This window comes from Diaphorobacter sp. HDW4A, from assembly GCF_011305995.1.
Classification (GTDB): domain Bacteria; phylum Pseudomonadota; class Gammaproteobacteria; order Burkholderiales; family Burkholderiaceae_C; genus Diaphorobacter_A.
In genome coordinates this window covers 4,415,602-4,432,355 of sequence record NZ_CP049910.1, presented here as the reverse complement: position 1 = coordinate 4,432,355, position 16,754 = coordinate 4,415,602, and the positions used below count along the sequence as shown (strand labels likewise).

General features: G+C 63.1%; 13 protein-coding genes. All 13 read left to right on the top strand.

Features of this window, described 5'->3' with window-relative positions; translation table 11 throughout:
* Positions 1–95 precede the first annotated feature (95 nt).
* The 13 genes from G7047_RS20295 (at position 96) to G7047_RS20235 (ending at position 16,689) form a co-directional block, all read left to right on the top strand.
* Positions 96–2,033 carry a type IV pili methyl-accepting chemotaxis transducer N-terminal domain-containing protein gene (locus G7047_RS20295; RefSeq protein WP_166309509.1) on the top strand — a complete coding sequence of 646 codons (1,938 nt, stop codon included), beginning with the start codon at positions 96–98 and terminating at the stop codon, positions 2,031–2,033.
* Positions 2,030–2,716, top strand: coding sequence for a response regulator (locus G7047_RS20290; RefSeq protein ID WP_166309507.1), 687 nt, complete (start codon positions 2,030–2,032; stop codon positions 2,714–2,716). Before G7047_RS20295 ends, G7047_RS20290 begins: the two co-directional genes overlap by 4 nt.
* Before the next feature lie 185 nt (positions 2,717–2,901).
* Positions 2,902–4,191, top strand: a complete 1,290-nt coding sequence (locus tag G7047_RS20285; protein ID WP_240939202.1) for a nitrate/nitrite transporter — start codon at positions 2,902–2,904, stop codon at positions 4,189–4,191.
* A gap of 28 nt (positions 4,192–4,219) precedes the next feature.
* Positions 4,220–5,665, top strand: coding sequence for an MFS transporter (locus G7047_RS20280; RefSeq protein ID WP_166309505.1), 1,446 nt, complete (start codon positions 4,220–4,222; stop codon positions 5,663–5,665).
* Between the two features lie 56 nt (positions 5,666–5,721).
* Entirely contained in the window at positions 5,722–9,507 is a 3,786-nt protein-coding gene (locus G7047_RS20275; protein WP_166309503.1) for a nitrate reductase subunit alpha, read from the top strand.
* 22 nt (positions 9,508–9,529) lie between these two features.
* Positions 9,530–11,053 (top strand): nitrate reductase subunit beta, encoded by a 1,524-nt coding sequence (narH, locus tag G7047_RS20270; RefSeq protein ID WP_166309501.1) that lies wholly within the window; start codon positions 9,530–9,532, stop codon positions 11,051–11,053.
* Positions 11,054–11,079: 26 nt separating this feature from the next.
* On the top strand, positions 11,080–11,781 hold the full coding sequence (gene narJ, locus G7047_RS20265; protein WP_166309499.1) for a nitrate reductase molybdenum cofactor assembly chaperone: 702 nt from the start codon (positions 11,080–11,082) through the stop codon (positions 11,779–11,781).
* The gene (gene narI, locus G7047_RS20260) at positions 11,778–12,518 is read left to right on the top strand and encodes a respiratory nitrate reductase subunit gamma (protein ID WP_166309497.1); all 741 of its coding nucleotides are present in this window, start codon (positions 11,778–11,780) and stop codon (positions 12,516–12,518) included. Before narJ ends, narI begins: the two co-directional genes overlap by 4 nt.
* Before the next feature lie 21 nt (positions 12,519–12,539).
* On the top strand, positions 12,540–13,394 hold the full coding sequence (locus G7047_RS20255; protein ID WP_371813810.1) for a peptidylprolyl isomerase: 855 nt from the start codon (positions 12,540–12,542) through the stop codon (positions 13,392–13,394).
* Between the two features lie 32 nt (positions 13,395–13,426).
* Complete coding sequence (locus tag G7047_RS20250) at positions 13,427–14,104, top strand: carbonic anhydrase (RefSeq protein ID WP_166309495.1); 678 nt, start codon at positions 13,427–13,429, stop codon at positions 14,102–14,104.
* Between the two features lie 25 nt (positions 14,105–14,129).
* On the top strand, positions 14,130–15,470 hold the full coding sequence (locus tag G7047_RS20245; RefSeq protein WP_240939201.1) for an NnrS family protein: 1,341 nt from the start codon (positions 14,130–14,132) through the stop codon (positions 15,468–15,470).
* Positions 15,436–16,116: a nitroreductase gene (locus G7047_RS20240; protein ID WP_240939200.1), complete on the top strand. Its 681-nt coding sequence runs from the start codon at positions 15,436–15,438 to the stop codon at positions 16,114–16,116. Before G7047_RS20245 ends, G7047_RS20240 begins: the two co-directional genes overlap by 35 nt.
* A 21-nt stretch (positions 16,117–16,137) precedes the next feature.
* Positions 16,138–16,689 carry a hemerythrin domain-containing protein gene (locus tag G7047_RS20235; protein WP_166309493.1) on the top strand — a complete coding sequence of 184 codons (552 nt, stop codon included), beginning with the start codon at positions 16,138–16,140 and terminating at the stop codon, positions 16,687–16,689.
* Positions 16,690–16,754 lie beyond the last annotated feature (65 nt).

Below are 16,754 nucleotides of genomic sequence, written 5' to 3'. Positions count from 1 at the left end.
CTCATACTCGTATTTTTGGTATTTGTCTCAACGTGATGGTCGGTGAATTGATCAACGTCAATTTGCGATGACTATTGCGTCTCTAGACTGGTGCAATGAATAACCCGCCATCCCTCTCCACCAAACTGCAAGCTTTGGGGATCATCTTTCTGCTGGTGGCTCTGGCATCCATCGGCTTCACGCTCTGGATCACTTGGCGGCTTGAGGGCGGCGCGGCAGCGGTCAACGAGGCTGGGCGGCTGCGCATGAACATGATGCGCATGGTGCTCGCGCGTCAGCATGAAACGCCCGAGGCGCTTGCAGCGCGCATGCTGCGTTTTGACGAGTCGCTCGAACTGCTGCGCGTGGGTGATCCCTCGCGCCCTCTGTTCGTGCCTTGGAACGATGAGGCGCGTGAACACTACGCGTCGGTGCTGGGGGCATGGACCGCGCTGAAGGGCGATTGGAAGAAACCGCCGGTGCTCGACGGTGCACAGTCACTTGCCCGCGCTGACCGGTTTGCCGCGTTGGTAGACGTGTTTGTCGAAACCATTGAAACCCAGATCGCGCGCCTCACTGCTGCGCTGCATCTTTTCCAGCTCTTCATGGTGGCGCTGGCCATCGGTTCGGCGGTAGCGTTCATCGCGCTCAGCTATCTGCTGGTGCTCAACCCCGTCTCACGCCTGCAAGTGGCACTGGCACGGGTGCGCCAGGGGGATCTGGCCACGCGCATCGAGGTGGACAGCACGGACGAGTTCGGCCAGCTCAATGCGGGCTTCAATCTGATGACGCATGCGCTGCAGTCCTCGCATGAGGATCTCGAGCAGAAGGTGCGTGAAAAAACCACGAGCATCGAAATTCAGAATCAACGACTGGCGGCCTTGTATGCGGTGAGTGCATTGGCTGGCGAGGCGGTGGATCTGCACGCGCTGACACAGGGATTCATTCAGGAGTTCAGAAAGGTTGCCTCCTGCGACGCTGCCGTAGTGCGTTGGTCCGACGAGACCAACGAGCGTTACATGATGCTGGCCTCCGAAGGCATGCCCGAGGCAGTACAGGACGAGGAGCAGTGCCTGATGGCGGGCAGCTGTGAATGCGGTCAGTCGCAAGGCAGTGGTCCGGCGGCCATGCGCGTGATCTCGCTGGTGCCAAAGGGCGCGTATGACAAGGGGCTGTCACATTGCCTGCAGGCGGGCTTTCGCACCGTGGTGAGCATTCCCGTGCAGTTGCAGCAGCGGGTGCTTGGCGAGGTGGATCTGTTCTTTCGCACGCATGAGGAGCTGAGCGACGGCATGCGCGATCTGCTCACCACCATGGCGCATCATCTGGCCAATTCGATGGAGAGCATGCGCGTGACGGCGCTGGAGCGCGAAGCTGCGGTGGCCCAGGAGCGCAGCCTGATCGCGCGCGAGCTGCACGACTCGATTGCACAGTCGCTTGCCTTTCTCAAGATTCAGACCCACCTGCTGCGCGATGCCGTCTCGCGCAAGGACGAAGGTGCGCGTAATCGCACCATGGACGAGCTCGAAATCGGCGTGCAGGAGTGCTACAACGATGTGCGCGAGCTGCTGATCCACTTTCGCACGCGCACGCAGGACGAGGACATCGAGGACGCACTGCACTCGACGCTCTCCAAGTTCGAGCACCAGACCGGCGTGCCCGGCACTCTGGCCATGCACGGCCACGGCTATCCGCTCGCGCCGGATGTACAGATCCAAGTACTGCACATCGTGCAGGAAGCGCTTTCCAACGTGCGCAAGCATGCCGGTGCCACACGCGTCGATCTGTTGGTGCAGCGCCACCCGTTCTGGCGTTTCGAGGTGCAGGACAACGGCTGCGGCTTCGTGCTGGACGACGTTCCGCCCGATTCACTGCATGTTGGACTCGGCATCATGAAGGAGCGCGCGGAGCGCATCGGGGCGCGCCTCGAAGTGCACGCGCGCGAGCCCGGACCAGGCACCAGCGTGGTGCTCTATCTGCCGCTTGCGGCCTCGCAAATGCCATTCCCCAAGGATGAGCACGCAATCACTTTGACGACCCACGATTCACCATGAACACCCCGGTAAGCATTTTTCTGATTGACGATCACACGCTGATGCGTCGCGGTCTGGTGGCGTTGCTCGCACAGCAGCCTGATCTCAAGGTGATCGGCGAGGCGGCCGATGCGGGGCAGGCGCTGCGGCTTGTTCCTGAGCTGCGGCCCGATGTGATCCTGCTCGACAACCACCTGCCCGGCGTGACCGGCATCGACGCGATTGCCGGGCTGCGCGAGGCATCGCCGCAAAGCCGCATCCTCATGCTCACGGTGAGCGAGGACGGGCAGGACCTCGCCGCTGCGCTGCGCAAGGGCGCGCAGGGCTATCTGCTCAAGACCATCGAAGGCCACATGCTGTCCGACGCCATTCACCGTGCGATGCGCGGCGAGTCGGTCGTCAGCCCCGAGATGATGGGCAAGCTGGTCGCTGCGCTACGTTCGAACGAATCGGGGATGGCGCCGGAGGCTTCGGCTGAACCGGAGGCGGAGGCTGCTCCGGCGCTCTCCCCGCGCGAGGAGGAAGTGCTCGGCGAGATCGCACGTGGCGCGAGCAACAAGGAGATTGCACGCGCGCTCGATATCGCCGAGACCACCGTGAAGATCCATGTGCAGCACATCTTGCGCAAGCTCGGCCTGAGCTCGCGGGTGCAGGCGGCGGTCTATGCGTCAGACCGCGTGCGGGCGGTGGATCGAGCCAACTGATCCCGTCCGCGACAAGCGGACACGTTCCTCGTCACGACGCTCGAATACTTCCTCATAGTTCTTTGGGAGTATGCGCAGGCTGATCCCCATCGTTCTTCTGCCGATACCCGAGCATACGGGCGGAGGATGTTCAGCGATGGGTGAAAACCCGACCATCAAGCCATCTACCAAAAGAGGGCTTCCCCATGGTCAAAACGTCGATCGATGCCACCACAAGTGGCGCAACCCGCGCGGTTGACGACGCCACCCAGAAACGTCGTGCATGGTCGGTGCTGATCGTCAGCACGCTGGCCTTCACCGTGTGCTTCATGGTCTGGATGATGTTCGGCGTGATCGGCATTCCGATCAAGAAGATGCTGAACCTGAACTCCACCCAGTTCGGTCTGCTCACCGCCATGCCGGTGCTCACCGGCTCGCTGGTGCGCGTGCCGCTTGGCATCTGGACGGACCGGTACGGCGGCCGCATCGTGATGACGATTCTGATGGCGCTGACCGTGCCCGCCATCTGGATGATGGGCTACGCGACCGAGTACTGGCACTTCCTCGTCGCCGGGCTGTTCGTGGGCTTCGCCGGTGGTGCGTTCTCCGTGGGTACGCCCTATGTGGCGCGCTGGTTTCCCAAGGAGCGTCAGGGCATGGCCATGGGCGTCTATGGCGCGGGCAACTCGGGCGCTGCGGTCAACAAGTTCGTCGCGCCGGTGATTCTGGTGGCCTTCGGCTGGGCCGCTGTGCCGCATGTGTATGCGGCCATCATGCTCGGCGCGGTGATCCTGTTCTGGCTCTTCAGCTACAGCGATCCATCGCACCTCGTCGCGAGCAACGTGAGCTTCGCCGACCAACTCAAGGCACTCAAAGATCCCAAGGTTCTCAAGTACTGCCAGTACTACAGCATCGTGTTTGGCGGCTATGTCGCGCTGTCGCTGTGGATGGTGCAGTATTACGTTGGCGAATACGGTCTCGACATCCGTGTGGCCGCTTTGCTGGCGGCCTGCTTCTCGCTGCCGGGCGGGGTGCTGCGCGCCATTGGCGGCATCTTGAGCGACAAGTTCGGCGCGCACGCCGTCACCTGGTGGGTGATGTGGGTGAGCTGGATCTGCCTGTTCCTGCTGTCGTATCCGCAGACGGATTTCACCATCCTGACCGTCAACGGACCGACCACCTTTCACATCGGTCTGAACGTCTACGCGTTCACCGGCCTGATGTTCGTGCTTGGCATCGCCTGGGCCTTCGGCAAGGCCAGCGTCTTCAAATACATCAGCAACGACTACCCCGGAAACATCGGCGCGATCAGCGGCATCGTGGGTCTGGCCGGTGGCATGGGCGGTTTCATTCTGCCGATCCTGTTCGGTGTGCTCATGGACTGGACCGGTATCCGCTCGAGCGCCTTCATGTTGATGTACGGCGTGGTCTGGGTATCGCTGATCTGGATGTATTTCACCGAGGTGCGTCGTACCAACGTGATGGCGGCTTCCTGAGCCGCGTTCAATTTCTCTGGAGACTTTCATGTCAAACCAAACTGCAACCCTGGGAGCGCGCCGGCAACGCCGGGTCCTCACGCTCTGGACGCCGGAAGACAAGGCCTTCTGGCAGCGCGAGGGTGAGGCCATCGCCCGTGTGAACCTGTGGATCTCGGTGCCTTCGCTGTTTCTCGCCTTCTGCATCTGGCAGGTGTGGAGCGTGGTCGCCGTGAACCTGCCCGCGATGGGCTTCAAGTACTCGACCAACCAGCTGTTCTGGCTGGCTGCCGCACCCGCGCTGTCGGGCGCGACGCTGCGCATCTTCTACTCGTTCATGATTCCGGTGTTCGGCGGCCGTCGCTGGACCGCCATCTCCACCGCCTCGCTGCTGATCCCCGCGCTCGGCATCGGCTATGCGGTGCAAGACCATAACACCGGCTATCCCACCATGCTGATGCTCGCGCTGCTGTGCGGCCTCGGTGGTGGCAATTTCAGCTCCAGCATGGCCAACATCAGCTTCTTCTTTCCGAAGGAGCGCAAGGGCTCGGCGCTGGGTGTGAACGCGGGCCTTGGCAATCTGGGCGTGTCGGCGGTGCAGTTCCTGAGCCCGCTGGTCATCACGGCAGGCGTGTTCGGCGTGCTCGGCGGTGATCCGCAGACCATAGTGAAGGCAGGCCAGACGCAGACCATCTGGGCGCAGAACGCTGCGTTCATCTGGGTGCCATGGATCGCGCTGTGCTCCATTGCCGCATGGTTCGGCATGAACGACATTGCTGACGCCAAGGCCAGCTTCGCCGATCAGGCATCGATCTTCAAGAACAAGCACAACTGGGTGATGTGCGTGCTCTACCTCGGCACCTTCGGCTCGTTCATCGGTTTCGCTGCGGGCTTTCCGCTGCTCATCAAGGCGCTGTTTCCGCAGGTCAATCCGCTCGCCTATGCATGGATGGGCCCGCTGGTCGGCGCGCTCGTGCGGCCCTTTGGCGGCTGGCTGGCCGACAAGATTGGCGGCGGCGTGGTGACGTTCTGGAACTTCATGGTCATGGCCTTGGCCGTGCTCGGCGTGCTGTATTTCCTGCCCAAGGGCTCGGGCGGTTTCGTGTTTCCGTTCGGTCCTGCCGAGGGCAGCTTTGCTGGCTTCTTCGCGATGTTCCTCGTGCTGTTCTGCACCACCGGCATCGGCAACGGATCGACCTTCCGCATGATCCCCGTGATCTTCCTCACACAGAAGATGCGCCGCGTGCGCGAAGGCGATGAAGCCGCAAAGACGCAGGCCATCAAGGAAGGCAACACCGAAGGCGCAGCCGCCGTGGGCTTTGCCGGTGCGCTGGGCGCGTATGGCGGCTTCTTCATTCCCAAGAGCTACGGCAGCTCGATTGCGGCCACCGGCGGGCCTGAGCTGGCGCTGTGGTGCTTCGCGGCCTTCTATGTGGTCTGCGTCGTCGTCACCTGGTGGTTCTACTCCCGCAAGAACGCCGAGATGCCCTGCTGATCTCTTTTCTCCCCACACATAACTAGACAAGTCAGTTCAATTTTTGGAGTTCCACGATGAGCCACTTTCTCGACAGACTCACGTATTTCTCGCAGCCCACGGAGAGCTTCTCCGGCGGGCACGGCCAGACCAATGGCGAAGACCGCACATGGGAGGACGCCTACCGTGATCGCTGGGCGCATGACAAGATCGTGCGCTCCACGCATGGCGTGAACTGCACCGGTTCGTGCTCGTGGAAGATCTACGTGAAGGGTGGCATCGTCACCTGGGAAACGCAGCAGACCGACTACCCGCGCACCCGCCCCGATCTGCCCAACCACGAGCCGCGTGGCTGCGCGCGTGGCGCGAGCTACAGCTGGTATCTCTACAGCGCCAACCGTGTGAAGTACCCGATGGTGCGTGGCCGCCTGCTCAAGCACTGGCGGGCGGCACTGGCCGTCGCCGCAAGCCCGGTCGATGCTTGGGCCAACATCGTTGAGAACCAGAGCGCGCGCAGCGAATGGCAGAAACAGCGCGGCCTTGGTGGCTTTGTGCGCAGCACCTGGGACGAGGTCAACCAAATCATCGCCGCGTCCAACATCTACACCATCAAGAAGCATGGTCCCGACCGCATCATCGGCTTCTCGCCGATCCCCGCGATGTCGATGATCTCGTACGCCGCAGGCAGCCGTTATCTGAGCCTGATCGGCGGCGTCTGCATGAGCTTCTACGACTGGTATTGCGACCTGCCACCGGCCAGCCCGCAGACCTGGGGCGAGCAGACCGACGTGCCCGAATCCGCCGACTGGTACAACTCGACCTACCTCATCGCCTGGGGCTCGAACGTGCCGCAGACGCGCACGCCCGATGCCCACTTCTTCACCGAAGTGCGCTACAAGGGCGCGAAGGTCGTGGCGGTCACGCCTGACTATTCCGAGGTCGCCAAGCTTGCCGATCTGTGGATGCATCCGACGCAGGGCACCGACGCCGCCGTCGCGATGGCGATGGGCCATGTGATCTTGAAGGAGTTCTACTTCGACAAGAAGAGCGCCTATTTCGACGAATACGCACGCCGCTACACCGACCTGCCGCTGCTCGTCGTATTGAAGGAAAAGACGCTGCCCGATGGCAGCAAAGCGATGGTGCCCGACCGCTATGTGCGGGCGAGCGATTTCGATGCCAAGCTCGGTCAGGAAAATCATCCCGACTGGAAGACCGTGGCGTTCGAGCAGGACGGCCGCGTGGTCGTGCCCAACGGTTCCATCGGTTTCCGCTGGGGCGCGGAGGGCCGCGAAGATCAGGGATTGTGGAACCTTGAAACCAAGGAAGCGGGCGGCAGCGAAGTGCGCTTGAAGCTCTCGGTTCTGGAAGACACGAGCGTCGCGCATTCGGTGGCCGATGTGGCGTTCCCGTATTTTGGTGGCGTCGAGTCGCCCAACTTCAAGCACAACGATCAGGACGGCGACGTGCTGGTGCGCCGCGTGCCCGTGTCGCATCTCGAACTGTCCGGTGACGGCATCGAAGGCCGCGTGGCCGTGGCCACGGTGTTCGACCTGCTGGCCGCCAACTACGGCATACATCGCGGCCTTGAAGGCGAAGGCCCGGCGATCAGCTATGACGACAACGTGCCCTACACACCCGCATGGCAGGAACTGATCACCGGCGTGCCGCGCGATCAGGTGATCCGTACCGCGCGCGAATTCGCCGACAACGCCGACAAGACGCATGGCAAATCGATGGTCATCATCGGCGCGGCGATGAACCACTGGTACCACTGCGACATGAACTACCGCGGCATCATCAACATGCTGATGCTGTGCGGCTGCATCGGCCAGAGCGGTGGTGGCTGGGCGCACTATGTGGGTCAAGAAAAGCTGCGTCCGCAGACCGGCTGGACCGCACTCGCGTTCGCGCTGGACTGGATGCGTCCGCCGCGCCAGCAGAACTCCACGAGCTTCTTCTACGCGCACACCGACCAGTGGCGCTATGAGAAGCTGGGCGTCGAAGAGGTGCTCTCGCCGCTCGCTGACAAGCGCGACTACAGCGGCTCGATGATCGACTACAACGTGCGCGCCGAGCGCATGGGCTGGCTGCCGAGCGCCCCGCAGCTCAAGACCAATCCGATGCAGGTGGTGCGCGATGCGCAGTCCGCGAACATGGATGCGAAGGAATATGTGGTCCAGTCGCTCAAGGAAGGCTCCATGCAGATGAGCTGCGAGGATCCCGACCATCCCGCCAACTGGCCGCGCAACATGTTCGTGTGGCGCTCCAACATTCTGGGCTCGTCAGGCAAGGGGCATGAGTACTTCCTCAAGCACCTGCTGGGCACCACGCACGGTGTGCAGGGCAAGGATCTCGGTCCCGAAGAAGCCAAGCCGGAAGAAGTGCACTGGCACACGAGCGGTCCCGAGGGCAAGCTCGACCTGCTGGTCACGCTTGATTTCCGCATGAGCACGACCTGTCTGTATTCCGACATCGTGTTGCCCACGGCGACCTGGTACGAGAAGAACGACCTCAACACGAGCGACATGCACCCGTTCATCCACCCGCTGTCCGCCGCGGTCGATCCGGCCTGGCAGGCGAAGAGCGATTGGGAGATCTACAAGGGCTTCGCCAAGACCTTCAGCGAGCTGTGCGTCGGCCACCTCGGCGTGGAAAAAGAAGTGGTGCTCACGCCCATCATGCACGACACCGCCGCTGAACTGGCGCAGCCTTATGGCGTGCGTGACTGGAAGCGTGGCGAGTGCGATCTCATCCCCGGCAAGACCGCGCCGCAGATCAGCGTGGTCGAGCGCGACTACCCGAATGTCTACAAGCGCTTCACCGCCCTCGGCCCGCTGATGGAGAAGGCCGGCAACGGCGGCAAGGGCATCGGATGGAACACAGAGACCGAAGTCGCGCAGCTCGGCGACCTGAACGGCCGGGTGCGCGAAGAGGGCGTGACCAAGGGCATGCCGCGCATCGTGACCGACATCGACGCGACTGAAGTGGTGATGATGCTCGCACCCGAAACCAACGGCCACGTGGCCTGCAAGGCGTGGGAGGCGCTCGGCAAGCAGACCGGGCTTGACCATGTGCATCTCGCGCTGCACCGAGAGGACGAGAAGATCCGCTTCCGCGACATCCAGGCTCAGCCGCGCAAGATCATCAGCTCCCCGACCTGGTCGGGTCTCGAGAGCGAGAAGGTCAGCTACAACGCGGGCTACACCAACGTGCATGAAATGATCCCATGGCGCACGCTCACCGGTCGCCAGCAGTTCTATCAGGACCATCCGTGGATGCGCGACTTCGGCGAAGGCCTGGTCAGCTACCGTCCTCCCGTGCATCTGAAGACGCTGCACGAAGTGGAAGGCAAGAAGCCCAACGGCAATCCCGAGATTGCGCTGAACTTCATCACGCCGCACCAGAAGTGGGGCATCCACAGTACGTACAGCGACAACCTGCACATGCTCACGTTGAACCGTGGCGGTCCGGTGGTGTGGCTGAGCGAAGACGACGCCAAGCGCGCTGGCATTGAAGACAACGACTGGGTCGAACTCTTCAACACCAACGGTGCAATCGCAGCGCGTGCGGTGGTGAGCCAGCGCGTGAATCAGGGCATGGTGATGATGTACCACGCACAGGAAAAGATCATCAACACGCCAGGCTCGGAGATATCCGGCACGCGTGGCGGCATCCACAACTCGGTCACGCGGATCGTGCTCAAGCCCACCCACATGATCGGCGGCTACGCGCAGTACAGCTACGGCTTCAACTACTACGGGACCATCGGCACCAACCGCGATGAGTTCGTGCTGGTGCGCAAGATGCGCCGCGTCGATTGGCTCGACGACGAGCCGAACACAAACACAACGCACGCCTGAGCACACCACAAGGAGAATCACGATGAAAGTACGCGCGCAAATCGGCATGGTGCTCAACCTGGACAAGTGCATTGGCTGCCATACCTGCTCCGTCACCTGCAAGAACGTGTGGACCAGCCGCTCCGGCATGGAGTACGCATGGTTCAACAACGTCGAGACCAAGCCCGGCATCGGCTACCCCAAGGAGTGGGAGAACCAGGACAAGTGGAACGGCGGCTGGACGCGTCAGGCGGACGGCTCGATCACGCCGCGCCAGGGCGGCAAGTGGAAGCTGCTGATGCGCATCTTCGCCAACCCGAACCTGCCGCAAATCGACGACTACTACGAGCCCTTCACCTTCGACTACGACCATCTGCAGTCGGCCAAGGAAAGCAAGGCCGCGCCGACTGCGCGCCCGCGCAGCCTGATCACCGGCCAGCGCATGGAGAAGATCGAATGGGGCCCGAACTGGGAAGAAATTCTGGGCGGTGAATTCGCAAAGCGCAGCAAGGACGTGAACTTCGAGGATGTGCAGAAGGACATCTACGGCCAGTTCGAGAACACCTTCATGATGTACCTGCCGCGCTTGTGTGAGCACTGCCTGAATCCTGCGTGCGTGGCATCGTGCCCATCGGGTTCGATCTACAAGCGCGAAGAAGACGGCATCGTGCTGATCGATCAGGACAAGTGCCGTGGCTGGCGCATGTGCGTCTCGGGCTGCCCCTACAAGAAGATCTACTACAACTGGCAGAGCGGCAAGGCCGAGAAGTGCATCTTCTGCTATCCGCGCATCGAGGCGGGCCAGCCCACCGTGTGCTCGGAAACCTGCGTGGGCCGCATCCGCTATCTCGGCGTGATGCTCTACGACGCGGACCGCATCGCCGAAGCCGCGAGCGTGGAGAAGGACAAGGATCTCTATGAAGCGCAGATGAGCATCTTCCTCGATCCCAACGATCCGGAAGTCATCAAGCAGGCACGCATCGACGGCATTACTGACGACTGGATGGAAGCCGCACGCAGAAGCCCGGTCTACAAGATGGCCGTGGACTGGCGGGTGGCGCTGCCGCTGCACCCCGAGTACCGCACGCTGCCCATGGTCTGGTATGTGCCGCCGCTCTCGCCGATCACCGCGGCGGCCAACGCCGGGCAGCTCAGCGCCAATGGCGAGATTCCCGACGTGTCGCAGTTGCGCATTCCGGTGCAGTACCTTGCCAATCTACTCACCGCCGGAGACCGCGTACCCGTGGTGCGTGCGCTCGAACGCATGCTCGCGATGCGCGCCTTCCAGCGCGAGAAGCATGTCGACCAGCGCGAGAACCTCAAGGTGTTGCAGCAGGTGGGCATGACGGCCGACGAGGTCGAGGACATGTACCACGTGATGGCGATCGCGAACTACGAGGATCGCTTTGTGATTCCGTCGGCGCATCGCGAATACGCGGAAAACGCTTTCGACCTGCGCGGCGGCTGTGGCTTCTCGTTCGGCAATGGCTGCTCGGACGGTGCCACGGAAACCAGCATGTTCGGCGGCAAGAAGCAACGCACCATCCCGATCAAGGCCACTGTCTGACGCAGCAGAAGAAAAGGAAACCGACTATGTTCAAGACAACACCTCCATCGCTGCGTTACACGCTCCGAGTGTTGGCCCGCCTGCTCGCCTACCCCGATGCGCAGCTGTTTGGCGAGCTCACACCGATGGTCGATGCCCTGCGCATGGAGCAGGCACTGCCGCGTGCGCGCATCGACGAGATCGAACAGCTGTGCTCGCACCTTGCCACGCTCGGTGAATGGGAAGCGCAGGCGCGCTATGTGGATCTCTTCGATCGTGGCCACAAGACCTCGCTGCACCTGTTTGAGCATGTGCACGGCGACTCGCGCGAGCGCGGTCCGGCGCTGGTCGATCTGCAGCAGACCTACGAAAAGGCCGGGCTGATGTTCGACGCGAACGAGCTGCCTGATCACTTGCCCGTGGTGCTCGAATTCGCGTCCACGCAACCGCCCGAGATCGCAGAGGAATTCCTCGGCGAGATGGTCGAGATCCTCAACGCGATCTTCTCCGCGCTGGTCCACAAGGACAGCCCGTATGCGAGCGTGATCGCTGCGGTGCTGGAAGTGGCGGGCGCCAAGGCCCACGCGGTCGCCATCGATCCCGAGCCCGACATGGACGAGACCTGGATGGAGCCCGAGGCCTTCATCGGCTGCAGCACCAAGGGCCAGTCGCGCCCCGGCGCGGAGCAGCCCGTGCACTTCGTGCGCAAGTCCGATCTTTCGAATCAACACACCGGAGTCTCAGCATGAACGCCTGGCTCAATACCCTCCTGTTCGGCATCTATCCGTATGTCTGTCTGGCGGTCTTCTTCATCGGCAGCTGGATGCGTTTCGACCGTGACCAGTACACGTGGAAGACCGACTCATCGCAACTGCTGCGAAAGGGCAGCCTGCGCTGGGGCAGCAATCTGTTCCACGTTGGCGTGCTGTTCCTGTTCTTCGGTCACAGCGTCGGCATGCTCACGCCGCACTTCATCTACGAAGGCTTCATGAGCGCGGGCAACAAGCAACTCATGGCGATGGTCAGCGGCGGCATCGCAGGCTTCTGCGCATTCGTCGGCGTGACGCTGCTGCTGGTGCGCCGTCTCGGTGATGTGCGCATCCGCGTGACATCGAAGACCAGCGACATCGCACTGCTGTGGCTTCTGTGGATTCAACTGGCGCTTGGTCTCGCGACGATTCCGCTGTCGGCCCAGCATCTGGATGGCGGCATGATGATGAAGCTCGCCGAATGGGCGCAGCGTCTGGTCACCTTCCGCTCGGGCGGCGTCGAACTCCTGGCCGATGCCAGCTGGATCTTCAAGGCCCACATGTTCCTCGGCATGAGCCTGTTCCTGATCTTCCCGTTCACCCGACTCGTGCACGTGTGGAGCGGCTTCGCGACGCTAGCCTATCTGCGTCGCCCCTACCAGGTGGTGCGCGCGCGCCGACTGAATCTGCCCGCAGGGCACAACAATGCACCCACCCGCCGTAACGGCGCGGTCTGACGCAACCACGAGGAGATGACCATGTCACACGGAGAACATGTCTGCACCTGCGCCTCTTCCGGCGGCGGTGGTGGTGGCTGCGGCGGCGCAGGGCGCATGCGGGAAAACGACATCGTCGTTCCCGTGGCGCGCGTCAACGGCGTGCCGCTGCATGCGCCTGACGAGTCGCCCGACACCGAGACGCTGCGCCAGCGCGCATGCACCGAGCTGCTGCGCCAGCAGGCGCAGTTCAAGGGCCTGCTGGGCCTGTCCGATCAACCGATGGTGCAGGGCGCCATCAGCCAGGCGGCCGAGAGCGCCATCGAGCAGTTGCTCGAGCGCGATCTGCAATTGCCCGAGCCGACCGAAGAAGCCTGCGAGCGCTATCACGCAGGGCATCCGATGTTTCTCAACGAGCAGGTGCGGCTGCGCCATGTGCTGTTTGCGGTGACGCAGGGCGTCGATGTGAACGCGCTGCGCAAGCGCGCCGAGGCCTGCTTGCTCGACCTGCGCGTGGCGGGAACGCAGGATCCCGCGCGCTTTGCCGACGTGGCGCGCGAACTCTCGAACTGCCCGAGCGGCCGCGAAGGTGGCGATCTGGGATGGCTCTCGCGCGACGATTGCGCGCCCGAGTTCGCGTCCGACGTGTTCTCGTCCGCTGAGGTAGGCGTGCTCTCGCGACTGGTGCATAGCCGTTTCGGCCTGCATGTGGTCGAGGTGCTGGAGCGCAAGAACGGTCAACCCATCGCCTACGCAGATGCCCATGCGGGCGTGGTGCGCGCGCTGCAGCAGCAGGCGTGGACCAATGCCGTGCGCCAGTATCTCCAGGTGCTGGCAGGGAATGCGGCCATCGAAGGCGTGCAACTCGACGCGGCCGATTCGCCGCTGGTGCAGTAGCCGCGGATCAACGACGCAAGAAAGGAGCTCCCGTGCCCGATGACGATCTGTTGCAGCGTCTGCGCTGCTTTCACAGCGATGCGTTTCCCCTCTATCGCGAACAGTTCCGGTCGCTGGTGGACGAGGGGCAGCATCCGAACACCTTGTTCATCGGCTGTTCGGATTCGCGACTGGTTCCGTATTTGTTGACGGGTGCTGGGCCGGGCGAGCTCTTTCTGGTGCGCAACGTCGGCGCCTTCGTGCCGCCCTATGACGGCTCGCAGGGCCATCACGGAACAGCGGCGGCCATCGAGTTTGCGGTGCTCAATCTGAACGTGAGCCGCATCGTGGTCTGCGGTCACAGCCACTGCGGCGGCATCAAGGCGATGTATGGCGAGATTTCGCCTGAGGCCAAGAACCTGGACCGCTGGCTCGATCTTGGTCGTGACGCGGTGCTGCCGGTGCAGCCTACGCCCGAGGCACTGCGCCGCACCGAACAGCGTGCGGTGGTGCTGCAGTTGGAGCGGCTCATGGGCTATCCGATGGTGCAGCGGCGGGTGGAGGACGGACGCATCACGCTGCACGGCTGGCACTACGTGATCGAAGAGGGCCAGGTCTATGTGTTCGATGTGAGCGACGGATCGTTCACGCCCGCATCGCTTGCGACGAGCAGCAGCACAGGCCCCGACACCGGCCTGCTGACGCACGACGCCTACTGCAGCAGCCAGTGATCGCGGCGGATTGGGAGCCATCAGCATGAATACACCACAGCCGCCGAAACGTCCGGGCATCGGCGTTCAAAAAATCCAGCCATCAGGCACTCCGCACTCCGCTCTGCCAGCGCCCGATATGTCGTGGCGCGTAGGCACGCTCGCGCATGCTCCGCATCGGCTGAGTTTCTTTCTCGCGATGGTGGTGCTGATCGCCTCGGGCATCTGGTGGGCGTTGGTGCAGATTGATCGAAGCCTCTTGAATGCAGGCACGTTGCCATACGCCATTCCTGCGATGCTCACACATGCGATGGTGATGTGCTTTGGATTTTTGCCGCTGTTCTTCGCCGGATTTCTATTCACCGCCGGGCCCAAGTGGCTGAACGTGGAGCCACCAACGATGCGGGCGATCATGCCGCCGCTCCTTATGCAGGCGGCGGGCTGGTTGCTCTGGCTCGCGGGCTCGATGGGGAGCGTGACGCTCGCCTTCGTCGGCATCGCTGCGGCATGGTTGGGCTTTGTGTGGATGTGCAGCATCTACTGGCGGCTGGTGCTGCGCAGCAGGCTCGACGACCGGATTCATGCGACGGCGATTGCCATCGCCTGCATGGTCGGCTGCGTGGGCCTCGGTGGCGCTGCGCTTGCGTTGGCGCTGGGCCGCGCCGATCTGGCGCGCGCGCTGGTGCATACCGGCATCTGGGGATTCGTGGGCGTGGTGTATGTCGTGGTGGCGCACCGCATGATTCCGTTTTTCACATCGAGCGCGCTGCCATTCATCGACGCATGGCGGCCGTTCTGGGTGCTGTGGCTGCTGCTGGGCTGCATGGCGCTGCGGGTGGCGGATGTGTGGTTGGCGCTGCTGCCATTGCCCGCCAGCGTGCAACTGGCATGGGCAGTCGTCAGCGGAGTCATTGAGCTTTGCGCGGGCCTTGCGCTGCTGTGGCTGGCCTACCGCTGGGGGCTGGTGCAGAGCCTCAAGAACCGGCTGTTGGCCATGTTGCACATCGGCTTTTCTTGGATCGGCATCGCCTTTGTTTTGGCGGGGGCAGTTCGCTTGGTGTCGCTGTTCATTCCCATTGGGGGTGGTGATCTGGCGGCGCTGCATGCCTTCACCATGGGCGCGCTCGGCTCGCTGCTGCTGGCGATGGTGACGCGCGTTTCCTGCGGCCACAGCGGTCGCATGCTGCATGCGGATCGTCTGGTGTGGGGCTTGTTCTGTCTGCTCCAGGTGACGGTGGTGCTGCGCGTGGTGGCGGCTTTCGGCGGCGGCTTGGCGTCTTACGTGCTGACGGTGGCGGCACTGCTTTGGGCAGCGGTCGTCACAGTGTGGGGAGCGCGGCTTTGTACTTGGTATGGGAAACCGCGCGCCGATGGGCGTGCGGGATGAAAGCGAGGTGGGCAAGATGCATGTACAGAATTCTTTGAATGCGATGTCGGCAGAGCAGGCGCTCGGTCTGATGCAGACGCGCCGCACGGTACGGCCGAGGAACATGACGGGGCCGGGTCCGGATGCCGAGCAGCTGGAGGCGATCTTGAATGCTGCGGCGCACGCGCCCGACCATGGGCGGGTGCAGCCATGGCGATTGATTCAGGTGCCACCCAAGGCCCGCGATGCGCTCGCGCAGACCTTTGTCGATGCGCTGCTCGAGCGTGAGCCCGACGCATCCGAAGAGCAGTTGCTGCGCGCCCGCGAAAAGGCGCATCGCTCGCCCGAACTGCTGCTCATAGTGGCCGTGCGCGGCGACGATGCCGCGTTTGCCGAGAGCTGCACGGCGGCGGGCTGTGCGCTGCAGAACATGCTGCTGGCGGCCACGGCGCTGGGGTTTGCGTCGGGGCTGACAAGCGGCGGATCATTGCAGAGTGCGAGCCTGAGGCGCTTTTTCCGGATCTCGGAGAGCGAGCACGCGATCTGCTTTTTAAGCTTGGGCACATTGGCCGAGCGCGGACAGAAGTTGCGCGGCGAGCGGCCCTGCACAAGCGAGTATCTGAGCGTGCTGAACACCGTGGATATCCCCGTGGGCTGCGCCGCCTGATGGCGCGAAGGAGAATGCCGCATGAACACCAGAATCTCGCTGCCCGGCCTGCGCAGTCCGGGCGTTGGTTTCGAGCAGCCGTTCGAGATGCTCGATGCCTGTCATGACCGCGTGCAGCGCTCGCTGCAATTGCTGGTCGATCTGCGGGTCTATCTGCGCGCCAATGGCTGCGACGATTCGGTGCGGCAGGCGGCGCGCGATGTGCAGCGCTATTTCGACATCGCCGCGCCGCTGCACCATCAGGACGAGGAACTGCATGTCTTTCCCGCGCTCAAGCAGCGCTGTGCAGATGACGCGCATCTGCAGTCGCTGGTGCTGCAACTGCAGCAGGACCATGAGGACATGCATCGTCTCTGGAGCGATGCCGTGCGCAACGCGCTCGCTGCCATCGTGAGCGGCGCTCAGGATCGATTCACGGAGTCTCAAGAATCCGCCTTTGACGTGTTCGCGCAGTGCTACGCGCGCCATCTCAAGATGGAGGACGAGGTGGCCTATCCGCAGGCGCGTCTGGTGGTGAGCGAGGACGAGCAGCAGACCATGGGCCGCGAGATGGCGGCGCGCAGGCAGGGCTGATCCACAGAGGACCGCAGCCGGGCTGCGTATTTTGCGAATGCAGGCTTCGCGAGTCGAGCGCGGCG

What these genes read in the sequence shown, in the direction of transcription:
- G7047_RS20295 (WP_166309509.1), top strand. Translation starts at nt 96, where the DNA reads ATGAATAACCCGCCATCCCTCTCCACCAAACTGCAAGCTTTGGGGATC.
- G7047_RS20290 (WP_166309507.1), top strand. Translation starts at nt 2,030, where the DNA reads ATGAACACCCCGGTAAGCATTTTTCTGATTGACGATCACACGCTGATG.
- G7047_RS20285 (WP_240939202.1), top strand. Translation starts at nt 2,902, where the DNA reads ATGGTCAAAACGTCGATCGATGCCACCACAAGTGGCGCAACCCGCGCG.
- G7047_RS20280 (WP_166309505.1), top strand. Translation starts at nt 4,220, where the DNA reads ATGTCAAACCAAACTGCAACCCTGGGAGCGCGCCGGCAACGCCGGGTC.
- G7047_RS20275 (WP_166309503.1), top strand. Translation starts at nt 5,722, where the DNA reads ATGAGCCACTTTCTCGACAGACTCACGTATTTCTCGCAGCCCACGGAG.
- narH (WP_166309501.1), top strand. Translation starts at nt 9,530, where the DNA reads ATGAAAGTACGCGCGCAAATCGGCATGGTGCTCAACCTGGACAAGTGC.
- narJ (WP_166309499.1), top strand. Translation starts at nt 11,080, where the DNA reads ATGTTCAAGACAACACCTCCATCGCTGCGTTACACGCTCCGAGTGTTG.
- narI (WP_166309497.1), top strand. Translation starts at nt 11,778, where the DNA reads ATGAACGCCTGGCTCAATACCCTCCTGTTCGGCATCTATCCGTATGTC.
- G7047_RS20255 (WP_371813810.1), top strand. Translation starts at nt 12,540, where the DNA reads ATGTCACACGGAGAACATGTCTGCACCTGCGCCTCTTCCGGCGGCGGT.
- G7047_RS20245 (WP_240939201.1), top strand. Translation starts at nt 14,130, where the DNA reads ATGAATACACCACAGCCGCCGAAACGTCCGGGCATCGGCGTTCAAAAA.
- G7047_RS20240 (WP_240939200.1), top strand. Translation starts at nt 15,436, where the DNA reads ATGGGAAACCGCGCGCCGATGGGCGTGCGGGATGAAAGCGAGGTGGGC.
- G7047_RS20235 (WP_166309493.1), top strand. Translation starts at nt 16,138, where the DNA reads ATGAACACCAGAATCTCGCTGCCCGGCCTGCGCAGTCCGGGCGTTGGT.